Annotated in this window: 17 protein-coding genes and 1 tRNA gene; 8 read left to right on the top strand and 10 right to left on the bottom strand. The window is 50.3% G+C overall.

The window, feature by feature from the left end:
* The first annotated feature begins 69 nt into the window (after positions 1-69).
* Positions 70-2,280 (top strand): TonB-dependent receptor, encoded by a 2,211-nt coding sequence (locus ICL80_RS01460; RefSeq protein WP_194214366.1) that lies wholly within the window; start codon positions 70-72, stop codon positions 2,278-2,280.
* Between the two features lie 133 nt (positions 2,281-2,413).
* Here the strand turns inward: ICL80_RS01460 and ICL80_RS01455 are convergent, their stop codons facing one another.
* From ICL80_RS01455 to ICL80_RS18260, 5 genes are read right to left on the bottom strand one after another with little or no spacing between them, the layout of a single operon-like run.
* Positions 2,414-2,830: an antitoxin Xre-like helix-turn-helix domain-containing protein gene (locus tag ICL80_RS01455; RefSeq protein ID WP_194214365.1), complete on the bottom strand. Its 417-nt coding sequence runs from the start codon at positions 2,828-2,830 to the stop codon at positions 2,414-2,416.
* Positions 2,827-3,024: a hypothetical protein gene (locus tag ICL80_RS01450; RefSeq protein ID WP_194214364.1), complete on the bottom strand. Its 198-nt coding sequence runs from the start codon at positions 3,022-3,024 to the stop codon at positions 2,827-2,829. The genes ICL80_RS01455 and ICL80_RS01450 overlap by 4 nt, the downstream gene beginning before the upstream one ends.
* Positions 3,025-3,035: 11 nt before the next feature.
* Positions 3,036-3,392: a hypothetical protein gene (locus ICL80_RS01445; protein ID WP_194214363.1), complete on the bottom strand. Its 357-nt coding sequence runs from the start codon at positions 3,390-3,392 to the stop codon at positions 3,036-3,038.
* Entirely contained in the window at positions 3,385-4,584 is a 1,200-nt protein-coding gene (locus ICL80_RS01440) for an Arm DNA-binding domain-containing protein (RefSeq protein WP_194214362.1), read from the bottom strand. Before ICL80_RS01440 ends, ICL80_RS01445 begins: the two co-directional genes overlap by 8 nt.
* Positions 4,585-4,596: 12 nt before the next feature.
* Entirely contained in the window at positions 4,597-4,815 is a 219-nt protein-coding gene (locus ICL80_RS18260; protein WP_380082466.1) for a hypothetical protein, read from the bottom strand.
* Between the two features lie 161 nt (positions 4,816-4,976).
* Between ICL80_RS18260 and ICL80_RS01435 the strand changes: the two genes are divergently transcribed.
* Both ICL80_RS01435 and ICL80_RS01430 read left to right on the top strand, forming a co-directional pair.
* On the top strand, positions 4,977-5,198 hold the full coding sequence (locus ICL80_RS01435; RefSeq protein ID WP_194214361.1) for a helix-turn-helix domain-containing protein: 222 nt from the start codon (positions 4,977-4,979) through the stop codon (positions 5,196-5,198).
* Positions 5,199-5,259: 61 nt separating this feature from the next.
* On the top strand, positions 5,260-6,066 hold the full coding sequence (locus ICL80_RS01430) for a HEPN domain-containing protein (protein WP_194214360.1): 807 nt from the start codon (positions 5,260-5,262) through the stop codon (positions 6,064-6,066).
* A gap of 140 nt (positions 6,067-6,206) precedes the next feature.
* Here the strand turns inward: ICL80_RS01430 and ICL80_RS01425 are convergent.
* Together ICL80_RS01425 and ICL80_RS01420 are read right to left on the bottom strand one after the other, a co-directional pair.
* Positions 6,207-6,293, bottom strand: a tRNA-Leu gene (locus ICL80_RS01425).
* Between the two features lie 105 nt (positions 6,294-6,398).
* Positions 6,399-7,229, bottom strand: a complete 831-nt coding sequence (locus tag ICL80_RS01420; protein WP_194214359.1) for an undecaprenyl-diphosphate phosphatase — start codon at positions 7,227-7,229, stop codon at positions 6,399-6,401.
* 341 nt (positions 7,230-7,570) lie between these two features.
* Here ICL80_RS01420 and ICL80_RS01415 point away from each other — a divergent pair, with 341 nt between their 5' ends.
* From ICL80_RS01415 to ICL80_RS01395, 5 genes are all read left to right on the top strand, one after another.
* Entirely contained in the window at positions 7,571-9,004 is a 1,434-nt protein-coding gene (locus ICL80_RS01415) for an NAD(P)-dependent oxidoreductase (RefSeq protein WP_194214358.1), read from the top strand.
* Positions 9,005-9,018: 14 nt separating this feature from the next.
* The gene (gltB, locus tag ICL80_RS01410; protein WP_194214357.1) at positions 9,019-13,530 is read left to right on the top strand and encodes a glutamate synthase large subunit; all 4,512 of its coding nucleotides are present in this window, start codon (positions 9,019-9,021) and stop codon (positions 13,528-13,530) included.
* Between the two features lie 67 nt (positions 13,531-13,597).
* Positions 13,598-14,266, top strand: coding sequence for a glutathione S-transferase family protein (locus ICL80_RS01405; protein ID WP_194214356.1), 669 nt, complete (start codon positions 13,598-13,600; stop codon positions 14,264-14,266).
* 1 nt (position 14,267) lies between these two features.
* Positions 14,268-15,305: a tRNA epoxyqueuosine(34) reductase QueG gene (queG, locus tag ICL80_RS01400; protein ID WP_194214355.1), complete on the top strand. Its 1,038-nt coding sequence runs from the start codon at positions 14,268-14,270 to the stop codon at positions 15,303-15,305.
* An 85-nt stretch (positions 15,306-15,390) separates the two neighbouring features.
* Positions 15,391-16,107, top strand: a complete 717-nt coding sequence (locus tag ICL80_RS01395; protein WP_194214354.1) for a TorF family putative porin — start codon at positions 15,391-15,393, stop codon at positions 16,105-16,107.
* Between the two features lie 60 nt (positions 16,108-16,167).
* Here ICL80_RS01395 and ICL80_RS01390 read toward each other — a convergent pair whose 3' ends face one another.
* From ICL80_RS01390 to acnA, 3 genes are all read right to left on the bottom strand, one after another.
* Entirely contained in the window at positions 16,168-18,051 is a 1,884-nt protein-coding gene (locus ICL80_RS01390; RefSeq protein ID WP_194214353.1) for a DEAD/DEAH box helicase, read from the bottom strand.
* A 217-nt stretch (positions 18,052-18,268) separates the two neighbouring features.
* Positions 18,269-19,003, bottom strand: coding sequence for a DUF1223 domain-containing protein (locus ICL80_RS01385; protein ID WP_194214352.1), 735 nt, complete (start codon positions 19,001-19,003; stop codon positions 18,269-18,271).
* A 148-nt stretch (positions 19,004-19,151) separates the two neighbouring features.
* Complete coding sequence (gene acnA, locus ICL80_RS01380; RefSeq protein WP_194214351.1) at positions 19,152-21,833, bottom strand: aconitate hydratase AcnA; 2,682 nt, start codon at positions 21,831-21,833, stop codon at positions 19,152-19,154.
* Between the last annotated feature and the right edge of the window lie 97 nt (positions 21,834-21,930).

The following is a 21,930-nucleotide window of genomic DNA, read 5'->3' as shown; positions in this document are numbered from 1 at the left end:
TTGTCTGTAGTACTGGACGCAAGAAGATAAACTTTGGGGAAGTAATAAATGAGTAGGGGAGAGTAAGAAATGATTCGAAATAATAAATATGGAACCGGACTAGCCACTTTGGCTTTGACGTTGGCGCTGGCATCTCAGGTCTCTGCCCAGGAGGCTTTGCAGGATGCGGCAGAAGGTGTGATCCAAATCGATGAGATTATTGTGACCGCACAGCGTAGGGCGGAAAGTAAGCAGGACGTTCCTGTAACCATCACTGTGTTGGATAGTGCATCGATTGAAAGAGCACGCATTCATGATGCTCAAGATGTTTCAATGCGTACACCCGGTTTTGGTTTTGACGCATGGCCGGCCACTGAACCGCGCCTGTCTGTGCGAGGTATTGGCACAACTGCGCGTGGTGCAGGCGGTGACCCAAGCACGGCGGTGTTTTATGATGAGATATACGCTGGGCGTCCGGCAGCAATTACCTTTGAAACCTATGACCTTCAGCGCATTGAAGTTTTGAAAGGACCGCAAGGTACTCTATATGGCCGTAATGTTACGGGCGGAGCAATCAGTGTTGTCTCTAACCCTGCAGACTTAAGTGGTTTTGATGCATCTGCAGAGGGCTCTTACGGTAATTTTGATCGCACAGACCTCCAAGGTTATGTGAATGTCCCGCTGTCCGACAAGGTAGCCGTTCGTGCAACCGGAACGTGGCGTCGCCATGACGGGTATGTAAGCCGAATAGTGAACGGGTCCGAGGCTGGTAAACTGGATGATCAGAATACAAAATATGGCCGATTTCAAGTTTATGCGGAGCCCTCTGAGAACGTCAGGATCGATTTGAAAGCTGATATTGCGAGAGACCGAGCTAATGGTCCCGGTTTTAGGGCTTTTGAAGATGCTGGTGTTGGTGGCTTGAGTGGTCGTTACATATTGGTGGATGATCGTTCTGTAAATGCTTCGACTTTTGATGGCATTCAGAGCCGTGATGCATGGGGTCTGCGAGGTAAGCTGGAATTGGACTTGTCGTTCGCTACACTAAGTTACCTTGGCGCTTATCGTGAGTTAGATTATTATAGCTATTATGATTATGATGGCACAGCGCCTAGCCAACCTGGTCTTGGTGGCCCGCGCGATATTGCAGGTGGAAACACTGAAGAAAGTGAATATTATAGCCACGAAGTTCAGTTGAGCTCTTTGCCAGATAGCGACTTCAAGTGGGTTCTTGGTCTTTATAACTATCATATTGATACACACCGCGATAATCTGTCCGAGCTTTCAGTGTTTCTTGGCGGCCCGCCCACCTTTACGGATTTTATTGATCAGTATGCAGACGCTACCAGTTATGCAGCTTATGGCGATGTGACTGTTCCTGTGAGCGATACGGTCAATGTTTTCGGCGGGCTGCGCTATACCGTTGACAAGAAGCGTGTGTTGTCCATTGGCAATACGAATGCACCGGGTACATTTTTTATCGAAGAACCTACCGGCTCTTATGAAGGGACCGGAAGTGATAAATGGGACGCGTTAACATGGCGTTTCGGAGCCGATGTGCACCTTACCTCCGATCTTATGGTCTATGCCTCGGTTTCGAGGGGTTACAAGAGCGGTGGATTCCAGGATACACCCATTGATGCCATAGACGCGGCTACTTCGTTTAATCCAGAATATGCAACCAATTTTGAAGTCGGTCAGCGTGGCACCTTCTTTAATCGCCGTGTTGTTTTCAACAACTCGCTGTATTTTACAAAATACAAGGACTTACAAGTTCGTATTCCGACAGGAACCGGTGTTCGTGCCGAGAATGCTCAGGCTGAAATTTGGGGCCTTGAATCTGAACTGACATGGCGTGTGAGTAACGGTCTAACGTTAAGCGCAATCTATGCTTACACGCATGATCGCCTGACAAAATTTGATACTGAAGAATACGGTATACCTGTAAGCTATGCTGGTAACCGTCTGACACGTATTCCGGCCCACAAGGTTGTTATTTCACCGTCTTATACTCTGGAGTTGAGCTCTGGTGCAGACTTGGAGCTATCTGTGGATTATGCGTATGAAAGCAAAATCTTTGACGATTTTAACAACCAACCGCCAGAAATTCGTGCGTCTACCAACTTTGTAGATGCGCGTGCAGTCTTTACAACGGTAGATGAGCAATGGAGCGTTTCGCTCTGGGGCAAGAATTTGACCAATGAATTGACCCGCACATATCAGAGTGACTTTGGCGGTGTGAACTTTGGCGCTTACAACGCACCGCGCACCTATGGTGTCAGCTTGCGTTGGAAATATTAGCCCCATCAACATATGTTGATGTATTGCACCAGCGGTCGTGCCCCCTAGGACCGCTGGTGTTTTTTTGTCTAAGTCTTCTGTCCGCACGTGGCACAAGTCTTGCTGGCGAGGTAAGATGTATTCGCGTGGTTTGCTAGTATTTTTGGACCCACATTATGGTTTTAATATAGGCCCTAATATTGCTGAGGTTAATCTTTTTGCCGCTTGCTATCAGTTGGTATGGAGATTTACCTTGAAATACCCCGTCATGGTTAGGGCTTTTGAACCAGCGCATGCGGCCAGCTTCCTCGCTGAAGAGTAAGCATAGGTTTTTATGGATGCCAAGGATATGGCCGATACGTTCTAGCTGGTCTTGGGTAAGCGTGCCGACTTTGCCCTCAGTCCATTTCTGGTAAGTTTCTTCGGAAAGACCCCCCATAATGGCGCATCTCTCATCAGTAGAGGCATCCCATGTATCCATAATACCGATAAAAGCCTTCACTGCCGTGCTGGAGATAGCCTTGCGTGTTTCTATATCATCAAGACTGCGGGGTGATTGGGTCTTCTTCATAGTAACTCCATCATATGATCAATGGCTTTCACGCTTGCCTTGACGACAGCTTCAAAGAGGTTGCTGATCACCTCAGCATTGCAGGCAATCAGATACTGCAAGGCGACTTTCTTGAAGAGGGGACGCCTTAGCCAACCCTGCCTTTTAGCCTCAGGCTGTATCGGTTCCGTTTCTGTAAGGTTAGCGCTGCTCATTAGCTTATCCTTCAGTGCACATGCGTTAACCCGCTATCGCGGCTGGCCACGCTGATATGGAAGGCAAGCGCAATGTCCGGGCAGGCGGGAAGGCCGATGCTGTGGATATGGTGAATGGGGCTGATACCGCGCAGGTAAAAAGCTGGCTGCATGAGCCAATACTCTAAGAACTTGTATGATCCAAGCTGCTCCCGCAGCAACCGGTTCAGGGTAATGAGTCCGCTCATCTCCTCAAAGCTGGCACCAACCAGCATCCCGTGAATCAGCCCTTCGTCCAGCCCCCACTTTTTAAGGACTGTTTTGCTGAGGGCAACCAGTAGCTCGTGGTTCAATGTCTCGCTGTTGGTCGTTTGCATAGTGCTACTCATTTCTATCCTCGGTGTCGTGACTCGGGCCGTTGTTGACCTCATGTTTTGATTTCAGGAAAGTCTCGAAGGCGCTGCCATCCTGCCGCACAAGGTTCGGCACATAGCGCGAGTAAACCGTGAACAGCATTTCTGTGGTCGCGTGGCCCATCTGACGGGCGATCCACTCCGGGCTTTCGCCTGATGCCAGCCACAGGGTCGCAGCTGTATGGCGCGTCTGGTATGGGCGCCGTTTCTTGAGGCCTAAAAGCCGCAGGATCGGATACCAAACCTTCTTGGTGACATCATTATGCCTGAGGGGTTGCCCGGCGCCGTTCGTGAACACATAGGTTTCACCCTTGGTAGCCTTCCGTTGTTCACGCAAGGCTTCATAAACAGGCTTGGACATATCAATGGTGCGGTAAGAGCCGTCCGTTTTGGTGGGCACAATCTCCCGGTTCACAATTGCTTGCTTCACAAGGATTTGCCGCCGCTCAAAGTCAACCGCGTCCCACGGGAGGCCATCGATCTCGGCAGTTCGCAGGCCAGTGAAAAAGCGCACGCTATAGTAGGCTTTAAAGTCCCTTCGGATATGCTCCAGAATAAGCTGCACCTCTTCAAGCGTGAATGGCTCCACATCAGAGCGCGGCACTTTGAGGGGTTTGATGTTCCGGTAAGGGGATTGGAAGTCATAGCGGTCTGCCGCTTCTTCCATAATCTGCCGCACCGGCATCAGCACATGGTTGATGCGTGAGGCCGAGAGCTTCCTGCCCTTCAGGCCGTCCTGCCGGACAAGGTCACTCCGGAAGGCCAGAATGTCAGCCTTTGTGATCATATCCAGCTCTTTATCGCCAAACTTAGGCAGCAGGTATTTATCCAGCGTCTGCCGGATATTGAGGATATAACTATTGCGCCACTCTGGTTGTTTTTCGAGAAACCAGACCTCTGTAAACTCCCGAAATGTCGGCATGTCAGAGCGCGCACAAGCGATGCGGTTTTCAAGAACCTTGAATTTCTCTACTCTTTTAGAGTTGGGAAAGTATTGAGCATAATCGAATGTCCCTAATAGGATCTCAGCTTCAATCCGATCCATGATCATTTGCATTTTCTTACGATTAGCAGGCGTGTCAGGTAAGGGTGTGTATTCTTTCACCCGGATGCCTTTGTACCTGAAATCAAATAGCAGTTTGCCGTTACATTCTGCGATAGTAGCCATTGGATTGTACCTTTAAGCCATAACAGATTGCATCAAACGGCTTACGGAAGGTGCGCCGCTCATGTCTTTTTCAATTTGTTCCCATTTGTAGAGAATCTTTCGTCCGCCGAATGGGCGGATATAGTGAACTCCCTCAAGTAGAACTGAATCTTTCAAGCAATTCCGAATCGTCCGGACGTCATATTTGATCCGGTCAGCTAGCTCTTCTGTTGTTAGATAGGTGTATGTCATTACATGCTCCGTAAAACATATTTGTTTATAATGTAAAATATATGATACATATGAGACATTTAATGTCAAACATTTTTTGTAAAGTTTATGGTACATAATTTAATTTTGACGATACAAAGGTCCTGTGGTAGCTACAGAACTAAGGGTTTTGGAGGTTTCATATGATTAGGTTTTTGTTGAAAGAACGTATCGCGGATAAGGAATTTTCCGAGAAACGTCGCATACCTATGGATGAAATTTCAAAAGCAACAGGGATTAGCCGTCAGACCCTCTCGCGCATGATCAATACACATGGCTATAATGCGACTACTGATAATCTAGATAAGTTGTGTGAGTTCTTTGACTGTGAACTAAAGGATATCGCTGTTCGCGTAGTTAGCTGATCGGGTATGATGCGCTACGTCTGAATAGGTATATGTATAGTTCTACGGGGGTAGTCTTTATATGGCGGACAAATTATCTGATCTACAGGATGCTGCAAAACTTCATAACTTCTTAGTTAGTATTGATGACAAGTTAAGTCGGCAGCAAGTTCAAGTTTCTCAGAGACCTATTGCTTGTTTTGAAGATATACAGGGCAAATTCGGAGTCGCTTTTTTCAATTGTCCTGCCTGGCTCAAGGAAGCTGTATGGAATTGGTACAGAAAGCAATATGGGCAAAAGGTAGATCAAGCTATTCAAGAAGGTTTTTCAGTGATTTTGATACGGGGTGAACCCTTTCGAATTCGGTTTCCTGTAGTTTATGGAACAGTCAGATTAAACCTTTTGGAGTTTATCGAAGGAGCTAACGCTGGCTTTTGGCAGGATTTCGCTGCAGACCAAGTTGAAATGATAGCACGTGAGATTGCTCGCCTTTATTATCTGCTTATGGATGGTAAAACGTCTAGGAAAATTTTAGCTGACCTGAATACAGCAGCCCATAAATTAACAGGTGAATATAGAGATTATGGCCTTTCTAAATGGTCATCGGCTCAAGCTGCGGAGAAATCACTAAAAACGATTCTTTATGGGCCAGACGAAACTAAGTGGAAGAAGACCCATGACATCAAGCGATTGGTCGAAGAGGCTATTCAATGTGGGCATTCGGACTTGCAAATTAGGTATGCTGAATTGGTGGATTGCGACCCATCTGCGAGATATAACTATGAAGTAACATTGGATGAAGCCATTAAGGCTAATCATGCGGCGATTTTGATCATTGGCATCTTGTCAGGTAGTACGCGTTATAAGCAATATGAGACTGTTAGTTAAAAGCGCGTAAGCCTTGAAATAAGGATAAGTGGTATAAGAACGGTATAAATCCGGTATAAAATTTAAAAGGCCGTATGAGGCGATGCTCAAAACGACCTTTTTAAATTCATAATAACTTACGCATTTCAATGAGTTAATATTGGTGCCCTGAAGAGGACTCGAACCTCCACTCCCATACGAGAACTAGCACCTGAAGCTAGCGCGTCTACCAATTCCGCCATCAGGGCACGCTTAAAATTGGTTCGGGCGGTTTAGCGTTAATCACGCGCTTCTGTCAAGCGATATGCTGCAACGGGCCGATATTCTTAATGTTTAACGCAGCCCTTGCCTTTTTAAACCCATCCAGCGGCTATCAATCCCAGCAGAATCAGCCCCAGCACGACCCGGTAGACAACAAAAAGGGTCATGTTGGCATGCTCAAGCCAGCGCATGAGGAAATGAATGGCCACAAGGGCTGCAGCGCAGGAAAGTGCGGCCCCGACCCCTGCATCCAGCCACATGGCAGCGGTGGCGTCAGACAGTGCTTTTAAAATAGTGGCAGCCCCAGAGGCGATAATCGCAGGAATAGACATCAACATGGAAAAGCGCGCTGCCTCAACCCGGTTGAACCCAAGGTAGCGCCCCGCTGTCATGGTAATGCCAGACCGGCTGGTGCCTGGGATAAGGGCCAGCACCTGTGCCGCCCCGATAATAAGCGCGGGCTTAATGGCCATGCGTTCCAGCGTTTTGTCTGTCGCGCCGTGTTTATCTGCCCAGTATAATAAGAGACCAAACAGAATAGAGGTGCTGGCAATGACAACAGGGGTGCGCAGATAGTCATTAGCACCAGTTGCCACAAACAGCCCGCCCACAATCACCAGCGGAATTGTACCAATAACCAGCGCCCAAAAAAGCCGGGCATAGGGTGTGCCTTCAACGGCGCGTTTTGCAGGGGCAACACCCACAGCCCCTAGCCCAGCCAGAAACAGGCCCCGGCTATCGCGCCAAAAATACAGCAGCACCGCCGCAAGCGTGCCAATATGCACCGCCACATCCATCATCAGGCCCTGATCGGGCCAGCCGGTGAGCGCGGGTATAAGAATAAGATGCCCGGATGAGCTAATGGGCAGGAATTCAGTGATGCCCTGAACAAGAGCAAGAATAAGCAGCTGAAGTAGGGTCACACCGTTACCTTTCGGAAAATCTATAACCGGGCCGAGTCTTTTCTATAGCAAGGCATTGAGGGCGGCGCGAGCAGCATTTGTGAAAATAATAGTATCAGTATGGTACTATTATGGCATGACATGGCATTGTATAGGGTGAAGAAGCTATAAAAAAACTTAATATAAGACAGTAATACTGACATAGTGTGCGTTTTTTGCGTGATCTTTGGGATTTTTGTGGTTATAGTACGCCAAAGTTAAGATTCGCAGATACAGAATTACACACATGTTCAGGGCCTGTATCGACATTCGCACAGTGCGGTATGCCGAAATTTTCTGACGGTGCAATACAAGGGTTAAACATGGCTGAAGACCTTTTAAAATTTGTCTCCATTGAACAGCGTATGCCGACCAAGCGCGAGGCTGCAAAGCGCCTGCACGACTTTGATGAAGTCTATGCTGAGTTTGACACGGAAGGCGCCAAAGAGCAGGCAAGCCGGTGTTCACAGTGTGGTGTACCTTTTTGTCATATTCACTGTCCGCTTGGGAATAACATTCCCGATTGGCTGCGGCTTACGGCAGAAGGCAGGCTTGAAGATGCCTATGAAATGGCAGCCTCCACCAACAATATGCCGGAAATTTGTGGTCGTATTTGCCCGCAAGACCGTTTGTGCGAAGGCAACTGCGTTATCGAGAAAGATTTTAACGCGGTTACCATTGGCAGTGTTGAAAAATATATAGCGGATACCGCATGGGAAAATGGCTGGGTAAAGCCTATTACCCCTGAGGTAGAGCTTGACCAGTCGGTTGGTATTATTGGTGCGGGGCCTGCGGGCCTTGCAGCAGCTGAAGAGCTGAGAAAAGTCGGCTATCAGGTACATGTATATGACCGGCACGACCGTGCGGGCGGGCTTCTTGTCTACGGTATTCCTGGTTTTAAACTTGAAAAAGACGTGGTGGGCCGCCGCACCGGCAGGCTTGAGCAATCTGGCATTACTTTTCATCTGGATTTTGAAATTGGTAATGATGCAAGCCTTGCAGACCTGCGTGAAAAGCATGATGCCTTGCTGATAGCAACCGGTGTATACCGTGCGCGCGGCCTTAAGGTGCCGGGTGTGGGCCTTGGTAACATTCGGGAAGCACTGGATTATTTAACGGCGTCTAACCGTAAAGGCTTTGGCGACACGGTACCAGAGTTTGAAAATGGTAATCTGGATGCCAAAGACAAAAACGTGGTTGTTCTTGGTGGCGGTGATACTGCGATGGATTGTGTACGTACTGCTGTGCGTCAGGGTGCCAAGTCTGTAAAATGTCTGTATCGACGCGACCGGGCTAACATGCCTGGTTCTGTGCGGGAAGTGCAAAACGCCGAAGAAGAAGGTGTTGAATTTGTCTGGCTTTCTGGGCCAGAAGCTTTCCTCGGCGACGAAAATGTAGAGAAAGTACGGGCATATCGCATGCGGCTTGGTGCGCCTGATGCGACAGGCCGCCAAGCGCCAGAGCCTGTACCGGGTAGTGCCTTTGATCTAGACTGCGAACTGGCAGTTTTGGCCCTTGGTTTTGAACCGGAAGACCTGCCCGCTTTGTTTGGTGCACCAGAACTGCGTGTTACACGCTGGGGTACGGTCACGGTTGATCATGCCACTATGATGAGCAACATCGACGGTGTGTTTGCAGCGGGTGATATTGTACGGGGTGCTTCGCTTGTAGTTTGGGCCATTCGTGATGGCCGCGATGCTGCAACATCCATTAAAAAATTCCTGCGCGCGCAAAAAGCAAAATCCAAAGCGGCATAATCGGGGACTGTTAGATGATACACGAATATAACGAACATGTGCCGGGTCCACAGGGCCTTTATGATCCCGCTGATGAGCATTCTTCCTGTGGTGTAGGGCTTGTGGCAGCGCTAAATGGCCAGCCAAGCCGCGATGTTGTGCTGATGGGCATTGAGGCCCTAAAGGCCATTTGGCACCGGGGCGCGGTGGATGCAGACGGTAAAACTGGTGACGGCGCGGGCATTCTCCTTGAAATTCCACAAGAATTTTTCAAGGAACACGTTCGTGCAACGGGCCATATACCCTCAGATGGCCGTCTCGCTGTTGGTATGGCGTTTTTGCCGCGTGTTGACCTGTCTGCGCAGGAAACCTGCCGTGCGATTGTGGAAACAGAGATTCTGAATTTTGGCTATACTATTTATGGCTGGCGTCAGGTGCCGGTGAATGTGTCTGTTATTGGCGAAAAGGCAGAAGCGACACGCCCTGAAATTGAACAGGTTATGATTGCCAATACTAAAGGTACAGACGATGAAACCTTTGAGCGCGAACTTTATATTATTCGCCGCCGCATTGAGCGCGCTGTTATTGCCAGTCAGGTAAGTGGCTTTTACATGTGCTCGCTTTCCAGCCGGTCTGTTATCTATAAAGGCCTGTTTCTTGCCGAGCAGCTTTCAACTTTTTATCCTGATTTGCAGGATGAAAAATTTGTCTCTAGTTATGCGATCTATCACCAACGCTATTCAACAAATACTTTCCCGCAGTGGTGGCTGGCACAGCCTTTCCGCATGCTGGCGCACAACGGCGAAATCAATACCATTCGCGGTAACGTAAACTGGATGCGCAGCCACCAGATCAGGATGGCGTCTATCGCGTTTGGTGATAATTCTGAAGATATCAAGCCGGTTATACCGCGCGGCGCTTCTGACAGTGCGGCATTGGATGCTGTGTTTGAAGTGATGGTGCGTGCCGGGCGTTCTGCCCCTATGGTGAAAACCATGCTGGTGCCTGAAGCGTGGTCGAACAAGCCGAGCATGCCAACAGCTCACCGTAATATGTATGCTTACACAAACAGTGTGATGGAACCGTGGGATGGCCCGGCAGCCTTGGCGGCAACGGATGGCCGCTGGGTTGTGGCGGGGCTTGACCGAAACGGTCTGCGCCCGATGCGTTTCACGGTCACAAACGACGGTTTCCTGATCGTTGGCTCTGAAACGGGCATGGTGAAAGTAGACGAGGAAGTGATCCGCGAAAAAGGCCGCTTGGGGCCAGGTCAGATGATCGCGCTCGATTTACAGGAAGGCAAGTTTTACCACGACGGCGAAATTAAAGACTATATGTCTGAATCGCAGCCGTTTGAAGAGTGGATGGACGACATCAAGTCGCTTGCAGATTTGCCGGGGTACCGTGGTAAAGAACACGCTGTGTTCACAGGTAAGGAGCTGCGCAAAAGGCAGATTGTAGCTGGTTTCACCCATGAAGACCTTGAGCTTATTCTACAGCCACAGGTGATAACCGGCAAGGAAGCCATTGGGTCCATGGGGGATGATACCCCGCTTGCGGTTCTCTCAAGCCACTATCGGAATTTATCGCATTATTTCCGTCAGAATTTTAGTCAGGTGACAAACCCACCGATTGATAGCTTGCGCGAACAGGGTGTGATGACCCTAAAAACCCGCTTTGGTAACTTTGCGAACGTGCTTGATGCAGGTCATACGCAGGCTGGTGTTCTGGTAAATGACAGCCCTGTTATTTCTAACCGCGAATGGGACACACTTATTACCCATTTCGGCGATGCCGCGCAGGTGATTGATTGCACATTCGATGTCAATGAAGGCAAGGGTGCCCTCAGGAAAGCGATAGACCGTATCCGCCGCGAGGCAGAGGATGCCGTACGCGAAGGTCGCGGGCATTTGTTCTTGACCGATGAAAACATCGATGAAAACAAAGCCCCAATCCCAATGATTTTGGCGACAGGCGGCTTGCATACCCACCTTGTAAACCAAGGCCTTAGAACCTTTACCAGCTTGAACGTACGGTCGGCTGAGTGTCTGGACCCGCATTATTTTGCTGTGCTTGTGGGCGCGGGTGCTACCACTGTGAACGCCTATCTGGCGCAGGATTCGATGGCAGAGCGTCAGGCGAAAGGCCTGTTTGGTGATTATGACCTTACAACCTGTGTTGTGCGCGCAACAGAGGCGATCGAGCAGGGCATGTTGAAGATCATGTCTAAAATGGGCATTTCTGTTATCTCAAGTTACCGGGGAGGTAATAACTTTGAGGCGCTGGGGCTTTCACGCTCGCTCGTGGCTGAATTTTTCCCCGGTATGCCTACTAAAATTTCCGGTATTGGTCTTGCCGGTATTCAGAAAAAGATTCTGGAACAGCATAACAAAGCCTTTCTTGATGGTGTTGAAACACTGGCTGTTGGCGGGCTTTACCGCTATCGGCGTGACGGCGAAGTGCACGGTCATGACGGCCAGCTTATTCACCTGCTGCAAAAAGCGGTGGCCAGCGATAATTACGCTAAATACCTGACATATTCACGTGGGCTTAATAGCTTACCGCCGGTCAATCTACGCGATTTGCTCGATTTCCGCTGGCCTGCAAAGCCGCTGGCGCTGGAGCAGGTAGAATCGATCACCCAGATCAGAAAACGCTTCATTACACCAGGTATGTCGCTTGGGGCGCTTTCGAAAGAGGCACACGAAACCCTTGCAATCGCCATGAACCGTATTGGTGCAAAATCAGTCTCTGGTGAAGGCGGCGAAGATAGCAGGCGTTATACACCGTATGAAAACGGCGATAATGCCAACAGCCCGATCAAACAGGTGGCTTCAGGCCGCTTTGGTGTAACGGCTGAATATTTGAATTCGTGCGAAGAGCTTGAAATCAAGATTGCACAGGGTGCAAAACCTGGTGAAGGCGGGCAATTGCCCGGCTTTAAGGTAACGGAAATGATCGCGAAACTACGGCATGCAACGCCGGGTGTAATGCTTATTTCACCGCCGCCCCACCACGATATTTATTCTATCGAGGATTTGGCGCAGCTTATTTACGACCTGAAACAGATCAACCCGGTTGCAAAGGTTTGTGTGAAGCTTGTGTCGTCGGCTGGTATCGGCACCATTGCGGCAGGTGTCGCAAAAGCCCATGCGGATGTTATTTTGGTGTCTGGCCATTCAGGCGGCACAGGTGCCAGCCCGCAAACCAGTATCAAATATGCTGGAACACCGTGGGAAATTGGCCTTGCTGAGGTTAATCAGGTGCTAACATTGAACGGGCTTCGGCACCGTGTGAAACTGCGCACCGACGGCGGCATTAGAACCGGCCGCGATGTGGTGGTGGGTGCTATGTTAGGGGCGGAAGAATTTGGTGTTGGTACAGCATCGCTTGTTGCAATGGGCTGTATTATGGTGCGTCAGTGCCATTCAAACACGTGCCCGGTGGGTATTTGTACGCAGGATGAAAAGCTGCGTGCTAAATTTGATGGCACCGCCGAAAAGGTTGTGAACCTGTTTAGCTTTATTGCGGAAGAAACCCGTGAAATTCTGGCTGAGCTGGGTGTTGAAAAGCTTGAAGACATCATTGGCCGCACGGATCTGTTGCATCAGGTGAGCAGGGGTGCTGATCACCTTGATGACTTGGATCTTAACCCGTTGCTGGTGCAAGTGGGTGGTCATAAGGGCGGCGGTATCTGCACGATGGTTGAACGTAACCCGGTGCCAGATACGCTTGATGCCCAAATGATCAAGGATGCACAGGCGGTTTTCTCAAAGGGTGAAAAAATGCAGCTAACCTACAGTGTGCAAAACACCTTGCGGGCTATTGGTACTCGTTTTTCAAGTGAGATTACCCGCACCTTTGGCATGAAGGGGCTAAAGCCTGACCATGTAACGGTGCGTTTGCGCGGGTCTGCGGGCCAATCGCTTGGCGCTTTTGCCGTGCAGGGCCTGAAGCTTGAAGTGTCTGGTGATGCAAACGATTATGTTGGCAAGGGCCTTTCTGGTGGCACCATTGTGGTTCGGCCGCAAAACCGGGCGTCTTTCAATTCAAAAGACAACACGATTATTGGTAACACGGTTTTGTACGGTGCTACATCGGGCAAGCTGTTTGCGGCTGGGCAGGCGGGTGAACGCTTTGCTGTACGTAACTCTGGTGCCATGGTGGTGGTTGAAGGCTGCGGCGCGAACGGCTGTGAATATATGACAGGCGGTGTTGCGGTTATTCTGGGCAGTGTTGGTAACAACTTCGGCGCAGGCATGACAGGCGGTATGGCGTTTGTGTACGATGAAAATGGCGATTTTGAAGAGCGTGTTAATGCTGATACGGTGCTTTGGGCCCCGCTTGCCAGCAGTTACTGGGAAGATGTGCTGAAATCACTTATTGAAGAACATGCGCATGAAACCCATTCACGTTGGGCATCATCATTGCTTGCCAACTGGGAAAGCAGGCGCGAGCATTTCTTGCAGGTTGTTCCAAAAGAAATGGTGAAGCGTCTTGAACACCCGGTGAGTGATGTTGAATCTACGTCAGCACTCATTGCCTAAGGATTTTTTTCAAATTGATATTTTGATCATTGGCGGCTCCTTCTTCACAGTGTAAGAAGGAGTTCCTATGCCTGTATTATATCATCATTGGCTCAGTCCTGCCGCCCGATTTGTCCGTGTGCTTCTTGCTGAAAAGCGCATAGGCTTTGACTTGCGTATTGAAAAAGAATGGGACCGCCGCCCGGCTTTCCTTGCCCTTAACCCCGCTGGCGAAGTACCTGTGTTGGTGATGGATGACGGCAAGGCCTATTCTGGTGTTATGGCAATTGCTGAATTCCTTGAGGAAGTGGTGCCAGAACCTGCACTGCTGACAGGCAGTGCTGACGAACGCTATGAAATTCGCCGGCTTGTTGGTTGGTTTCACACCAAGCTTGGCAGTGAAGTAACCCGTCATCTGGTTACAGAAAAGCTGTTTAAGCGATTTTTTGGTATGGGCGAGCCGGACAGTGAAGCCATTCGCTGTGCTGCCCATAACCTCAAAATTCATTTGAAATATATTACCTTTCTTGTAGAGCGCCGCCACTATCTGGCAGGCCAGCAGTTTACAATGGCTGATGCCGCCGCCGCTGCCCACATCTCGGTTGCGGATTATTTTGGCAATATTTACTGGCAAGACTGGCCCCACGTAAAAGAATGGTATGTGCGGGTAAAGTCGCGCCGGTCTGTGCGCACTCTTCTCTCTGATAAAATCAAAGGCCTTGCGCCTTCACCGCATTACAGCGAACTGGATTTCTGATATGACGGCGGATACCTCCATCCGCGCGCAGATCGAAGCCACAGCCCGCAGCCTTGGTTTCGATGATTTTGGCATTACTCAGGCAACCACAAGCGACGCTGTTATGGAGGGTTTTCGCCAGTTTATTGCCCTAAAACGTCATGCCACAATGGACTGGCTAGCAGACAGGCTGCACTACCGGGAAAACCCGCAAAACCTGTGGCCAGAGGCACGTTCTGTCATTATGCTGGGGGTCAATTACGGCCCAAAAGATGATCCGCGTTTGTTATTGAACACACCGTCTGTCGGCAACATTTCTGTTTATGCACGCGGTAAAGATTATCACGATATTATTAAAAAGCGCCTGAAAGCACTAGCACGCTGGATGGTGGATGAATTCGGCTGCCAGTTGAAGGTTTTTGTAGATACAGCGCCGGTGCCAGAAAAACCGCTGGCGGTATCTGCGGGCCTTGGTTGGCAGGGTAAGCACACAAATATGGTATCCACATCTTATGGTAGCTGGCTTTTTTTGGGGGCTATTTATACCGATATGGAGCTGGCGGCCGATACCCCGCACCGTGACCAGTGCGGCAGTTGCAGCGCTTGTCTTGATGCCTGCCCAACAAATGCTTTTCCTGCAGCGTATGAAATTGATGCCGGGCGCTGTATTTCTTATCTGACGATTGAACATAAGGGCCCGATCCCGCATGAATTCAGAAAGGCTATGGGTAATCGAATTTATGGCTGCGATGATTGCCTTGCCGCCTGCCCGTGGAACAAGTTTGCCCAAGTTGCGTCAGAGGCTGCGTTTCATGCCCGTGCAGAACTGGGCGCGCCTGCGCTTGCAGATCTTGCCGCTCTTGATGATGCTTCGTTCAGGCAAGTGTTTTCAGGTAGCCCTATCAAGCGCATTGGCCGCGATAGGTTTGTGCGCAATGTTTTGATTGCAATAGGGAATTCTGGTGATAAATCCCTGTTACCGATTGTTAAAACCCTGTGTGCGGACGCATCTGACGTTGTGCAAGAAGCAGCAGAATGGGCAGCGCATGAGCTTCTATAGACCATGTTGTATGGTCGTGCATTCAATGTGTGAAGAAAATACGCATGGTTAGCCGTACAAGTATGGCTTTGGCTAGGAGATGCGGATGAAACATATAATAGTGGCGGTTGCGGCCATTGTTTGTGCAGCACAAACGGCGTTTGCCGCCGATGATACAGGCGGCACATGGGCGTTTAGCGGGGCCGTAGCAACTGACCGTATCTGGCGCGGTGTGTCACAGACCCGTGGCAATGCGGCTTTTATGGCAGAGGCGAAATACATTCATTCAAAGGGCCCGTTTGCGGGCGTATGGGTTTCTAACCTTGATTACGGTGTTGGCACTGATACCTCTCTACAGGCTGATATTTTTGCGGGAATTGATACGCCTGTTTGGGGCCGTGTAAATCTTGAGGCAGCTGTGTTACACCAGATAAGGCCGTCAGAACAAAGCCTTGATGTAACAGAGTTTAAAACATCGCTTACCTATGGTTTTAAACAGGGTGGTTGGGCAGCAGCAGGGGTTTTTTATTCCCCCAATTATCATTTAGGGGGTGAAAGTTTTTATAAATACCTAAGTGCTAGCGTGCCTCTTGCACAGTTTAGGGGGGTTACGGTTTCTGCCTCGCCTCATATCGGGTTTTATGGTTTCTCAGGCTCTGATCTTGAAGGGTACAGGGACTGGAAGCTGGGTATAACGGCGGCTAAAAATGGCTGGTATGGATCGGTAAATTATACCGAAACCAACTTGAATGCACAGTCAGTCCATACAAATAGTGGCTTTGCGGGTGCGCGCTTTGCCGCGACACTTACGAAAGTATTTTAACAAAAACGGCGAGCTTTTGGCCCGCCGTATTGTGTACCTGTTAAGGCCTTGTTTTTGTAACTAGCGTGCTTTGCGCTTTAGCGGCTGGCCACCACCGACAGCGGGTTTACCAGAAAAAGCTTTGCCGCTTTTGCGGGCAGCAACCGCTGGGCGCTTGCCTTTTACTTTTGCTTTACGCGCAGAAGGTGCTGCTGGTTTGCCGCCCGGTTTTTCACTGCGACGTGCGCCAGCTGCTGGTTTAGCGTCTGTTTTTTCCCACCGACGTGCACCAGCTGCAGCATCTTTTGAATGTTCGCTGCGGCGCGGTGTTGCGTCAAACTGTTCTTTGCGGCGCGTACCTGTTGCTGGTTTCGCATCTGTTTTTTCCCACCGGCGAGCGCCGCCTGGTGCTTCGCTTGAGCGTTCTCTGCGGCGCGGCGCTGCTGCATCAGCCTCATTACGGCGACGTGCACCTGCTGCTGGGGCCTGCTCTGACCTCTCGAAACGACGACCACCGGCTGCGGGCGCTTGTTCTGACCGTTCAAAGCGGCGCGGCCCTGCGGAATGTGCTTTCTCGAAACGACGGCCCGATGGAGCATCACTATCGCGGTCCTGACGGCGTGGTTTTGCGTCAAAATCTCTGTCACGGCGTGGCCCTGTGCTTTGTGCTGTTGGGTCCCACTCGCGGCGACGGTTATTATCGCGCTCACCGCCAAAGGCTGGTTTCTCGCGCCGACGCGCTGCGCCTGCCGGGGTGCGGTCTTTGCGGGTTTTCCGGTGCTTTTCCGGCCCTGCGGCTCTGAAGCCAGCGCTTTTTTGCTTTTGGAAGCTCAGCGGGAACGGGTGGTCTTCTGTTACCGGAATGGACATACCGATAAGCGATTCGATTGCCCGCAGAAGCCGCATGTCGCTTTTACCGCAGAATGTAAAGGCTTTACCGTGGGCAGAGCCACGCGCCGTGCGGCCAATACGGTGCACATAGCTTTCTGATTCAACAGGCACGTCCATGTTAAACACGTGGCTAATATCTTTTACGTCAATACCGCGTGCGGCAACATCAGTTGCGACCAGAAAATCAAACTGGCCTGCAGTGAAGGCACGAATGGTGCGCTGGCGCGCTTTTTGTTGCTTGTCGCCGTGAATGGCATCTGTTTTGAAGCCAAGGCCGTCCAAGTAAGCTGAAAGATCATCAGCATCGCGGCGTGTGCGCACAAATATCAGGCCTTTGCCGGGCTTTTCTTCTTCAATCATGTGCAAGAGCAGGTCGCGCTTCTGGTGACCGGGCACAAACATCACGCTGTGTGCAAGGTTATCCGTAATGGTTGACTGACGCGCCATTTCAATGCTGACAGGCTCATGCAGAAGCGTTTCAGCCAGTGTTCTGATCTGGTTGTTCATGGTCGCAGAGAACATAACCGACTGGTGCCCTTTAGGCAGTTTGCGGGCAAGGTCGCGCACTTCATCAATAAAACCCAGATCAAGCATACGGTCTGCTTCGTCGAGTACAAAATACTCAACTTCATCAAGGTAAATGTTACCCTGTTTCATATGGTCTTGCAGGCGGCCCGGGGTGGCGACCAGAATGTCAACACCGCGGCGCAGGATATGTGTTTGTGTGCGGTAGGGTGCGCCGCCATATATGGTGCAGCAGCTTGTGCGCATGAAACGGCCAAGTTCCTTGATTTTATCGGTAATCTGAATGGCCAGTTCGCGGGTTGGTGCAAGAATAAGGGCACGCGGCATGCCGGGCTTGGCATGTTCGGTATATTCTGCCATGCTTTCAAGCGCCGGGATAACAAAAGCAGCTGTTTTACCACTCCCTGTTTGCGCCACACCGATCACATCCTGGTGGTCGCGAATAGCAGGGATAGTTGCAGCTTGAATATCAGTTGGTGTTGTGAAATCCATTTCGGCAAGCGCACGCAGGATAGGCGCGCTAATAGCGAGCTCTTCAAAAGTAGTCATTTCTGTTCCAGTCTTTGGGTCAAGGGCCAGCCATTAGTGTCTGGCGCATTACATCTAGCGGGAACGCCTTTTCCTCAACCCTTAATCAGAACAGTACTTCTGTTGGTCTGCGTGACATCACGCGGAAACGTCGTTCAACCATGCCTCTATTTGAAGCAGGTAGCTTTTCGCCGCGGCCTCTTTGCCTGTAATGAAGTAGAAAGTCAAGCAGTAAGGTTTAGGTGGCAGGTGTTAATTTTAGCGATGCAGCCCCTATAATGGGTCCGTGCCCATAGCCCCTTTGCAGTAAAATGGCGATATGGTCTGCGCCAGATGCCAGAGCATCAGTGCTGTCAATATCAAGGGTTTGGGCGCTGCCATCCCAGTCTTCAAGAATATCTGTGCCGCGCACAATGTTGGTATAGTGCAGGGTGCGACCATTGTTTTCGCCGCTCATAATTTCAACAGTGGCATCGCCCAAATACCAGACAACCCGGACGGCTACAGTGTCATCAAGCGCGGTGCCGGGCAGGGCAAGGTGCAGGCCAGCATTATCAGATGTTAAAGCGGGGGATACGGCCATACGGTCAAGCATGCGAGCTTTTTCAAGGGCGTTCTTCACTTGCTCTGGCTTTGAGCCAACACAGGAAACCTGCCCGTCAAGAATGATTTGCGGTGTAAAAACGCCGCCTCGGCCAAGGCGTTTGTTATAGGCGGTTTGGCGCATGCTGTTGTAGGGCGCGCCGAACGTGTCGCGCCAGCCAAGCCTGTCCCAGTAATCAACCGCCCAAGAGAGTGTTAGCACACCCGGCCTGTCGCGCATGGTTTTGAGAAGCGCATCAGCAGGGGGGCAACTCGAGCAGCCTTGGCTTGTAAACAGTTCAATAACAGTAAGGCGTGGCTCTTCTTCGGCGCGGAGGGGAAGCACACTACACAAGGCTAACAAAATCAGAACAAAGAGGCTTTTCATCATGAAGTCACTATACGCATCTTTTCCATCACCCGCCAATCACCAGTGTGTGATTTTGATGTTTTCTGCCGGATATACCGATGAAATGCAAGGTTTTGTATTAAAAAGGGCGGCCAATTGACCGCCCTTCTGTATCTCTATAATCGCTTTTTTATGCAGCGAGGCGGCGCAGCACATAGTGCAGGATGCCGCCGTTTTTATAGTATTCAACTTCGTTTTCAGTATCGATCCGGCACAGAACCGTGATGTCTTTTTTGGTGCCATCAGCATGGTGAATTGTAACACTTACATCCTGAAGCGGCTTGATGTTACCCGCTACACCCGTGATGTCGAATGTTTCTGTCCCCACAAGGCTAAGGCTTTCGCGTGTATCACCGTCTTTGAACTGAAGCGGTAGAACACCCATGCCAACGAGGTTAGACCGGTGAATACGCTCAAAGCTTTCAACCAGCACAGCTTTTACGCCGAGAAGGTTGGTGCCTTTGGCTGCCCAGTCGCGGCTTGAACCTGTACCGTATTCTTTGCCGCCGACAACAACAAGCGGTATGCCCGCTTCCTGATACTTCATGGAAGCATGATAGATGCTCATCACTTCGCCCGATGGTTGGTGTGTTGTCCAGCCGCCCTCAGTGCCCGGTGCCATAAGGTTCCTGAGGCGCACATTCGCGAACGTGCCGCGCATCATCACTTCATGGTTGCCGCGGCGTGAGCCGTAGGAGTTGAAGTCAGCTTTAGTAACCCCTTTGGATTGCAGGTATTCGCCAGCCGGGCTATCAGCCTTAATGGAACCAGCAGGAGAGATATGATCAGTTGTGATACTGTCACCGAGCAGCGCCAGTGGGCGTGCGCCAATAACATCCGTTGTTGGCGCAATCTCTGGACCCATGCCTTTAAAGTATGGTGGGTGCTGGATATAGGTAGATTTATCGTTCCATTTGTATGTTTCGCCCTCAGACACAGGAACGGCTTGCCATTCTGGTGTGCCATCAAACACGTTTGCGTATCGTTCGATAAACATGTCACGTGTCAGGCTGGCTGTCATCGCTTCGTGAATTTCTTGGTTTGACGGCCAAAGATCTTTCAGGAACACGTCATTGCCATTTTTGTCTTGGCCAAGCGGCTCTGTCGTGATGTCAATTTTCATGGAGCCAGCAATTGCATAGGCCACAACAAGGGGGGGTGATGCAAGATAAGACGCTTTGAGGTCTGGGCTTACGCGGCCCTCAAAGTTGCGGTTGCCGGAAAGTACGCTTGCGCACACAAGGCCGTTGTCGTTGATTGTTTTGGAAATAGGCGTCGCCAGCGGGCCAGAATTACCAATACAGGTGGTGCAACCATAACCAACAAGGTTAAAGCCAAGCGCGTTAAGGTGCTCGGTGAGACCAGCTTTATCAAGATAGTCTGTTACCACTTGCGAACCGGGCGCGAGCGAGGTTTTTACCCACGGCTGGCTTTTCAGACCCAGTTCATTTGCTTTTTTGGCAACCAGACCAGCCGCAATAAGAACGCCCGGGTTAGAGGTATTGGTGCAGCTTGTGATCGCTGCAATGCCCACATCGCCGTGTGTAAGCGTAAATTTTTCACCTTCAACGCTGTATTCAGCCAGATCATCTTTTTTACCGGCTTTCGCGAGCACTTCATTGATGAAGGTATTTTTGGCGTTGTCGAGGTCAACCCGGTCCTGCGGGCGGCTTGGGCCAGCAAGCGAAGGTTTCACAGTGGAAATATCAAGCTCAAGTGTTTTTGTATAAACCGGCTCTGGCGAATTAGCGTCGCGCCACATGCCTTGCTCTTGTGCATAGGCTTTTACAAGGGCAACAGTTTCTGTGTCCCGCCCTGTGAAGGTTAGGTAATCAAGTGTTTGCTGTGACACAGGGAAGAAACCACATGTGGCGCCGTATTCCGGGCCCATGTTTGCAATTGTTGCCTGATCAGCAATGGTAAGCTCATCAAGGCCGTTGCCGTAAAATTCAACAAATTTGCCAACAACGCCGAGCTGGCGCAGCATTTCCACAACACGCAGGACAAGGTCAGTTGCTGTGATGCCTTCTTTCAGTTTGCCGGTAAGCTTGAAACCAACAACTTCAGGGATAAGCATGGAAACAGGCTGGCCGAGCATCGCTGCCTCGGCTTCAATACCGCCCACACCCCAGCCGAGAACCGCAAGGCCGTTGATCATGGTTGTGTGGCTGTCTGTACCAACGCAGGTATCAGGGAAGGCAATTGTTTTACCGTCGATTTCTGATGTCCATACGGTTTTGGCGATATACTCAAGGTTTACTTGGTGACAAATGCCTGTTCCAGGGGGAACGGCGTTAAAATCATCAAGGCTTGACTGGCCCCATTTGAGGAACTCATAACGCTCGGCATTGCGTTCCATCTCAAGGTCAACGTTTTGCTTGAAGCTTTGTGCGGTACCGAACTTGTCCACCATTACGGAGTGGTCGATTACAAGATCGCACTGGGCAAGAGGGTTGATCAGCGTTGGGTTGCCGCCCATAGCAGACATGGCATCGCGCATGGCGGCCAAATCAACTACCGCGGGCACGCCTGTAAAGTCCTGCATCAAAACACGGGCTGGACGGTATTGAATCTCATGATCGGAACGTTGGGTTTTCTGCCAGTCAGCAAGCGCTTTGATATCTTCTGTTTTTACAGTGACACCATCTTCATGGCGCAGAAGGTTTTCGAGCAGAACTTTCAGAGTGTAAGGCAGGCGGGAAACATCGCCAATTTGGCTTTCAGCCGCTTTCAGGCTGTAAAAGTCGTAGCTTTTACCATCAACGCTAAGGGTGCGACGGGTTTTCAGTGTGTCTTGTCCAACAGGTGCCATAAGACCGGGACCTCCATATCAAGGGTTTTAAAAATTCAAGCATATGCTAGCGCCTGCAAAGGCGCAAAAAATGACCATAAACTAATGTTATCCGAAC

The sequence above is a fragment of the Kordiimonas pumila genome, from assembly GCF_015240255.1.
Classification (GTDB): domain Bacteria; phylum Pseudomonadota; class Alphaproteobacteria; order Sphingomonadales; family Kordiimonadaceae; genus Kordiimonas; species Kordiimonas pumila.
This window is presented reverse-complemented; position numbering and strand designations above follow the sequence as displayed.